Origin of the sequence: Actinoplanes sp. KI2 (genome assembly GCF_025630775.1) — a bacterium.
Taxonomy (GTDB): domain Bacteria; phylum Actinomycetota; class Actinomycetes; order Mycobacteriales; family Micromonosporaceae; genus Actinoplanes.
On record NZ_JAOSZE010000043.1, the window covers coordinates 84,856 to 91,876 of the forward strand.

The 7,021-nt window shown below is 69.9% G+C and carries 5 protein-coding genes; 2 read left to right on the top strand and 3 right to left on the bottom strand.

Annotation, left to right across the window (positions count from 1 at the left end; genetic code table 11):
• Both ODJ79_RS36355 and ODJ79_RS36360 read right to left on the bottom strand, forming a co-directional pair.
• The gene (locus ODJ79_RS36355) at window positions 1-678 is read right to left on the bottom strand and encodes a response regulator (RefSeq protein ID WP_263028204.1); all 678 of its coding nucleotides are present in this window, start codon (window positions 676-678) and stop codon (window positions 1-3) included.
• Window positions 675-2,018 (bottom strand): histidine kinase, encoded by a 1,344-nt coding sequence (locus tag ODJ79_RS36360; protein WP_263028205.1) that lies wholly within the window; start codon window positions 2,016-2,018, stop codon window positions 675-677. Before ODJ79_RS36360 ends, ODJ79_RS36355 begins: the two co-directional genes overlap by 4 nt.
• A 101-nt stretch (window positions 2,019-2,119) precedes the next feature.
• On the opposite strand from ODJ79_RS36360, the gene ODJ79_RS36365 reads away from it, so the two are divergent.
• A complete protein-coding gene (locus tag ODJ79_RS36365) occupies window positions 2,120-2,854 on the top strand; it encodes an ABC transporter ATP-binding protein (protein WP_263028206.1) in 735 nt (244 codons plus the stop codon).
• On the top strand, window positions 2,851-3,624 hold the full coding sequence (locus tag ODJ79_RS36370) for an ABC transporter permease subunit (RefSeq protein ID WP_263028207.1): 774 nt from the start codon (window positions 2,851-2,853) through the stop codon (window positions 3,622-3,624). The genes ODJ79_RS36365 and ODJ79_RS36370 overlap by 4 nt, the downstream gene beginning before the upstream one ends.
• Before the next feature lie 331 nt (window positions 3,625-3,955).
• On the opposite strand, the gene ODJ79_RS36375 is transcribed toward ODJ79_RS36370, so the two are convergent.
• Window positions 3,956-6,385 (bottom strand): glycogen/starch/alpha-glucan phosphorylase, encoded by a 2,430-nt coding sequence (locus tag ODJ79_RS36375; RefSeq protein ID WP_263028208.1) that lies wholly within the window; start codon window positions 6,383-6,385, stop codon window positions 3,956-3,958.
• Window positions 6,386-7,021 lie beyond the last annotated feature (636 nt).

The window sequence follows — 7,021 nt, forward strand, 5'->3', positions numbered from 1 at the left end:
TCAACTGGGGGCCGGAACCACCAGACCGGACTCGTATGCGGCGATCACCAGCTGGGCTCGGTCGCGGGCGTTGAGTTTGGCGAGCAGGTGCCCGATGTGCGTTTTGACCGTGGTCTGCCGAAGGTTGAGGTGGTCGCCGATCTCCGGATTGGACAGGCCGCGCGCGATCAGCAGCAGCACATCGCGCTCGCGATCGGTCAGCCCCTCGATCTCACGGCCGACCGGGCGGACCGGCGGCAAATTCCGCGCGTACTCGGAAATCAACCGGCTCGTCACGGTCGGCGCCAGCAGACTCTCGCCGCCCGCGACGACGCGAATGCCGTAGAGCAGATCGGCCGGTGGCGCGTCCTTGAGCAGGAAGCCGCTGGCCCCCGCGCGGAGCGCGCCGTACACATACTCGTCCAGATCGAACGTGGTCAGCACCAGCACCCGCGGCCCACACCCGGGCGCCCGTGCCGAGCAGATGCGCCGGGTAGCCTCGATGCCGTCCATTTCCGGCATTCGAATATCCATCAGCACCACATCGGGCCGAACGCCGGCCGCGAGTGCGACCGCCTCGACCCCGTTGCCGGCTTCGCCGACTGCCTCCATGTCGGGCGCTGTCTCCACGAGCAAGCGGAAGCTATGCCGAACCAGAGTGAGGTCGTCGGCGATAAGCACGCGAATCGGCCCGTTCACGATGCACAGGGTAGGCGTGCGGACACGGCAAACCCACCCTCCGGTCGCGGCCCGGCCTGGAACGACCCGCCATACATCAACACCCGCTCCCGCATCCCGATCAGTCCGTGCCCGACCCGTCCGCCCGGAGACATCCGAGCCTGAGCCCGGTCGTCGGCGCTTGGGCTGGCGCGCTGGTTGTTCGGGCTTGGGCTGGCGTTCTGGTGGTCCGCGCTTGGGCTGGCGCATCGGTTGTCCGCGCTTGGGCCGGCGTGCTGGTTGTCCGCGCCTGGGCTCGCGCGTCGGTTGTCCGCGCCGGGGCTGGCGCGCTGGTTGTCCGCGCTTGGGCTGGCGCGTCGGTCGTCCGCCCTCGGGCCGACCTGCCGGCCGTCGTCGGTCACCTCGATGCGGACCTCTCCAGCCTCGACGGTCACTGAGATCTCGCAGCTGGTGGGTGCGGCATGACGAACAACATTGGTCAGAGCCTCCTGAACTATCCGGTAGATCGACAGGGCCATGCCCCCGGGCAACGTCTCGGTGCCGCGCAGGTCGAGCCTGACCCGCACGCCCGCCTCCTCGGCCCGTCGCACCAGCGTCGGCAGGCCGGACGGGCCGGGCAGCGGGGCGAACTCGACGCCCCGCGCCCCGGATCGCAGCACCCCGAGCAGCTGCCGCATCTCGGTGAGGGCGGTCCGGCTCGTGGACTCGATCGCGCGCAACGCCTCCTGCGCCTCGGTGGGGCGTACGGCCATCACGTGGTTGGCGGTGCCGGCCTGCACGGCGATGATGCTCATGCTGTGGGCGACCACGTCGTGCAGCTCCCGCGCGATCCGCAGCCGTTCCTCGGCGACGGCACGGTCGGCCAGCTCAGCGGCGGCGCGGGCAGACTCCGCCCGGCGCGCCCGCACGGCCTGGCCCGCGGTCCAGGCACCGGCCAGGAAACCGACGCCAAGCACGGCGGTGCGCAGCCGGGGCGAAGCGCCGTAGGGGGTGCCGGCCACCGAGCCGACGACCAGGATGACGATTGCGATCCCGCCGGTCAGGTTGATGGACAGCCGGGAGCGGCCGGCGGCGAGACCGACCGGATAGAGCGCGAAGGAGGCCGCGACGAAGGGATCGGCCAGCACTCCAAGGATCAGCGCGCCCACCGAGGCGGCGAGGACAGCCATGAAGACGGGCGCCGGCCACACCCGGCGCAGGGCGAGCGGCATCCCGATCACCACCATGAGCGGGACGGAAACCCGCGTGGGTAGACCAGCATCGCCGACCGCGGTGGGGGCGAACAGCACCAGATACGCGATCGCGGCCAGGCCGTCGAACGCGATCAGCTTGCGGCTGCTCAGCCGGGGGATGCGGTCCACGGCGGCCAGGGTAGCCGCGGCGGCCGACAGGCGCCTCGGACTACGGTATGAGGGACCGTGGTCCGATGTGTCCGGCGCCGCGCTGCGGCATCGTAGCCGTCGTGATCGAGGTCAACGAGCTGACCAAGCGGTACCGCAACGCGGTTGCCGTCGACGAGCTCTCCTTCACCGTCGAGCCGGGCATGGTTACCGGCTTCCTCGGCCCGAACGGCGCGGGCAAGACCACCACCATGCGCGTCGTGCTGGGTCTGGCCGCGCCGACCGCCGGCACGGCCCTGGTCAAGGGCCGGGCCTACTCTTCCTTCAACCACCCGCTTCGCGAGGTCGGCGCCCTGCTCGATGCAAATACGGTGCACCCCGGCCGCTCCGCGGTCGAGCATCTGCGCTGGCTGGCCCGCACCAACGGCATCGGGACGGGCCGAGTCACGGCCGCGCTCGACCAGGTCGGCCTCACCGATGTGGCCAGGCGTCGAGTCGGGCGCTATTCGCTCGGCATGCGACAACGGCTCGGCATAGCGGCAGCCCTGCTCGGCGACCCGGGTGTCCTGATCTTTGACGAGCCGGTGAACGGCCTTGACCCGCAGGGCGTCCGCTGGGTCCGAGAGCTGATGCGTTCCCTTGCCGCCGAGGGCCGCACGGTGCTGATCTCCAGCCATCTGATGAGCGAGATGGAGCTGACCGCCGATCGGCTCGTCATCATCGGCCGCGGCCGTCTCCTGACGGACACCACGGTCGGCGAGCTGATCAGCAGCGAGGGCTTCACCACTCTCGAAGACGCGTATCTCTCGCTCACCGAGGAATCGACCGTGCACCGGGCGGGCGGTGATCGCCGATGATCGCCCTGCTCACCGCCGAGTGGATAAAAATCCGCTCGTTGCGGTCGACGATCTGGACGCTAGCGTCGGCGATCGCGCTGAGTGTCGGCCTGGCCTACCTGGTCGGATCGAGCTTCCGCGCCGGCTTCGACGAGATGACCGCGGACGCCCGGGCGAGCTTCGATCCGCTGTTCGCCACCTTCTACAGCCTCACCCTGGGTCAATTGGCCCTGGTCGTGTTGGCCGCGTTCGTGGTCACCGGCGAGTATTCGAGCGGCACGATAAGTACGTCGTTGACCGCAGTGCCTCGACGTGGCCTCTTCTACGCCGGCAAGGTGCTGGCCGGGGGCTTACTCGGCGGCGCGGTTGCTGCGGTGACCGTCCCGCTCACCTTCATCGCCGCGCAGGTCGGCCTGGGTCCGCACGGCACCGCGTTCACCTCCGCGGGAACGCCGGAGGCGGCCCTTGGGGCCTGCCTGTACCTGGCACTGATCTACCTGTTTGCCACAGGCGTCGCCATGCTGTTGCGCGGATCGATTCCTACCCTCGCGGTGCTCCTGCCGCTGCTGTTCCTGGGGTCGCAGGGCCTGGGCAACGTGCCGAGGGTGAAGGCCGTGGCGCAGTATCTGCCCGACCAGGCCGGCATGGTCGTCATGCACCTCACCGGCCCGGCCGGCGATCCACGGTTCGGCCGGCCGTACGGGCCTTGGCTGGGCCTCGGCATCATGGCCCTCTGGACAGCCATCTCTCTGCTGGCGGGCTACGTCGCCCTACGACGCCGGGACGCCTGAGATGCACACCATGATCGGCCGCCCCGCGGCGCGAGTGATGTCTCCCGCGGCGCGATTGATGTCTCCCGCGGCGCGGGCGTTGTCTCCCGCGGTGCGGGCGTTGTCTCCCGCGGTGAGGGCGTTGTCTCTCGCGGTGAGGGCGTTGTCGCGCGCGGCGCGGGCGCGCCGCAGTGCGGCACCGTGGCCAGGCGTGGGTGACCCGGACCGGGTTCACGTGCCCGCCCGACGCAGGCCTGACCGAGCAGAACGTCCTGCGCGTGGCCGGTCGACCCCGACAGCAGGACGGTCGGCAGATGGTGGCGGGGTAGCCGCGGACCGTGCGGTGCAGGGGTCAGGGGTGGCTGACTCGGATCGGATCCACGTGCCAGATGGTGGAGAGGTAGTCGCGGACCGTGCGGTCGGCGGAGAAGAAGCCGGTGCGGGCCGTGTTCAGGATCGAGGCGCGGGTCCAGCGGTCCTGGTCCTGCCAGGCGCGGTCCACCTCGGCCTGGCAGTCGATGTAGGCGCGGTAGTCGGCGAGGGTCAGGTATTCGTCGTGGTCCAGCAGGGAGGCTGCGACCTCCTGACCCACGCCGCCGAAGGCGCCGGCGGCGATCGCGTCGAGGGCGGCTCGCAGCTCGTCGTCCCAGGCGTAGTAGCCGCGTGGGTGGTAACCCGTGGACTTCAGCTCGGTCACGCCGGGAGTGTCCAGGCCGAACAGGAAGAAGTTCTCGGCGCCGACCCGGTCGCGGATCTCGATGTTCGCCCCGTCGAGGGTGCCGATCGTGATCGCGCCGTTCAGGGCGAGTTTCATGTTGCCGGTGCCGGAGGCCTCCTTGCCGGCCAGCGAGATCTGCTCGCTCAGGTCGGCGGCGGGGATGATGAGCTCGCCGAGGGTCACGTTGTAGTTCGGCGGGAAGACCACCTTGAGGTACGGGGAGACCGCTGGGTCGGCGTCGATGACGGCCGCGACCGCGTTGATGAGCCGGATGATCGACTTGGCGGCGTGGTAGGCGGGAGCCGCCTTGCCGGCGAAGAGCACCGTGCGCGGCACGTACGAGGCGCCGGGGTTGTTCTTGATGCGGTGGTACTGCGTGATCACGTGCAGGAGCTTGAGCTGCTGCCGCTTGTACTCGTGGAACCGCTTGACCATCACGTCGGTCAACGAGTCCGGGTCGCCGAGGCCCAGGCGTACCTTGTTGGCGCGTTTGATCTCTCGCCAGCGGGCGCGGAACTCGGGGTCATCGGCCAGCTCGGCGAGGCCGTCGAGCCGTTCCAGGTCGTTGATCCAGCCGGAGCCGCCCAGCGACGAGGTGATCAGGTCGGCGAGGGTGGGGTTCGCGAGCCGGACGAAGCGGCGGGGCGAGACGCCGTTGGTGACGTTGCGGAACTTCGCGGGCCACAGCTCGGCGAAGTCGCGCAGGGTGGTCTCGGCCAGCAGACGGGAGTGGAGCTCCGCGACGCCGTTGACCGCGCTGGTGCCGGCGCAGGCGAGGTTCGCCATCCGTACCCGGCGCTCCGGCTCTTCCTGGATGAGCGACATGCGGCGTACACGATCAAGGTCGTTCGGGAAGCGGGTGCGGACCTTCGCGAGAAGCCCCTCGTTGATCAGGTAAATGATCTCGAGGTGGCGGGGGAGGAGGCGCTCGAAGAGCGTTACCGGCCAGGTCTCCAGGGCTTCCGGCAGCAGAGTGTGGCAGGTGTACGCGAAGGTGCGCTGGGTGATCGACCACGCTTCGTCCCAGGACAGCCGCTCCTCGTCCACCAGCAGTCGCATCAGCTCGGGAATCGCCAACGTGGGGTGGGTGTCGTTGAGCTGAATCGCTGTCTTGTCGGCGAAGTCGGTCCAGGACGAGTTGCGCAGCCGGAAACGGCGGATGATGTCCCGCAGCGCGCACGAGACCAGGAAGTACTGCTGCTTGAGGCGCAGTTCTCGGCCTCGTTGGGTGCTGTCGTCGGGGTAGAGCACCTTGCTGATGGTCTCCGCCTCGACCGCCGCCGCGACGGCCTCGGCGTACTGCCCGGCCGAGAAGCGGGAGAGGTCGAACGACGACTCGCTGCCGCGGGCGCTCCACAACCGGACGATGTTGACCGTTTCGGTGCCGTAGCCCGGCACGAGCATGTGGCTGGGCTCGCCGAGCACGACCTCGCCGGGCACCCAGGTGGTGTTGCCGTCGGCGTCGCGCTCGGTGTGGCCGTAGAAGAAGACGGTCTGGCGGTCGTCCGGGGCGGGGAACTCCCACGGGTTGCCCTGGAACGCCCAATCGTCCGGCTTTTCCACCTGCGCGCCGTCGGTGAAGGCCTGCTTGAAGATGCCGAAGTCGTAGCGGATGCCGTAGCCGACTGCGGGGATGTCAAGCGTAGCCATGGCGTCGAGCAGGCAGGCGGCGAGCCGGCCCAGGCCGCCGTTGCCCAGGCCGGGCTCGACGTCGAGCTCTTCCACCTCGTCGGGCGAGAGCCCCAGCGTCTTGAGCGCGGCCGCCGCGACCTCGCCGGTGTCCGAGTAGAGCAGATTCTGCTCGAGCTGGCGGCCCAGCAGATACTCGGCGGAGAGGTAGTAGACCCAGCGCGGATTCGCCGCGAATTGTGCGGCGGCCGTCCGTGCCCGCCGGGCCGCGAGCCGGTCCCGCACGGTGAGCGCCAGGCTCTCGTACGCGTCCTGCGCGCTCGCCGATTCCACGGTGGTGCCACGCCGGTAGTAGAGGTTGCTCAGCATGTCCTGCTCGAACTCGGCCGGCGTGGTTCCCAGCGGTCGCAGCCCGATCCCGTTTCGAAGCTCCATGACCCCAGACACTGCCACGCGGAGGTAGCCAACAGTTGTCGGTCGCGTGAGGCGTCGAGTTCAGCCCGGACGACCCGGGCCACCCTTCCGCAGGTCCGGCGCTCCCGCGCTGCGGGGCTGGGAGGCTGCGATGCGCTGGGCCGGCGGCGCTGGGAGTTGCGGTGCTCGGCGGCTGTGGCGCTCAGACGGAGCGAGTTGTGTGTCTGGGTGCGGTGCTTGGCGTTGCGGCGCCCTGCAGTGCGGTGCTCCGGCACCGCAGCGCACGGCAAGGCAGGGCTGCGGTCTCCGGCGCGCTGGGGGCTGTGGTGCTCCTGCGCGGTGGGGCTGCGGTGTTCCTGCGCGGTGGGGGCTGTGGTGCTCCTGCGCGGTGGGGCTGCGGTGTTCCTGCGCGGTGGGGGCTGTGGCGCTTCTGCGCGGTGGCGGCAGCGGTGCTCCGGCGTTGCGGGGGTTCGAGGGTTGCGGGGGTTCGACGGTTGCGGGCGTTCGGGGCTGCGACGACCCGCCCGCCGAAGGCCGCGTCGCGGGTGATGAGAGGGGTGAATCTCAACTTGAGGTCGAGGGTTGAGGGTGACGGTGAGGTTGACCTTGAGGGTCGGCTCGTCCCGATGGCAGGAAAGCAGATGGCCTCGGGCTTAG

What these genes read in the sequence shown, in the direction of transcription:
- ODJ79_RS36370 (WP_263028207.1), top strand. Translation starts at nt 2,851, where the DNA reads ATGATCGCCCTGCTCACCGCCGAGTGGATAAAAATCCGCTCGTTGCGG.
- ODJ79_RS36375 (WP_263028208.1), bottom strand. Translation starts at nt 6,385, where the DNA reads ATGGAGCTTCGAAACGGGATCGGGCTGCGACCGCTGGGAACCACGCCG.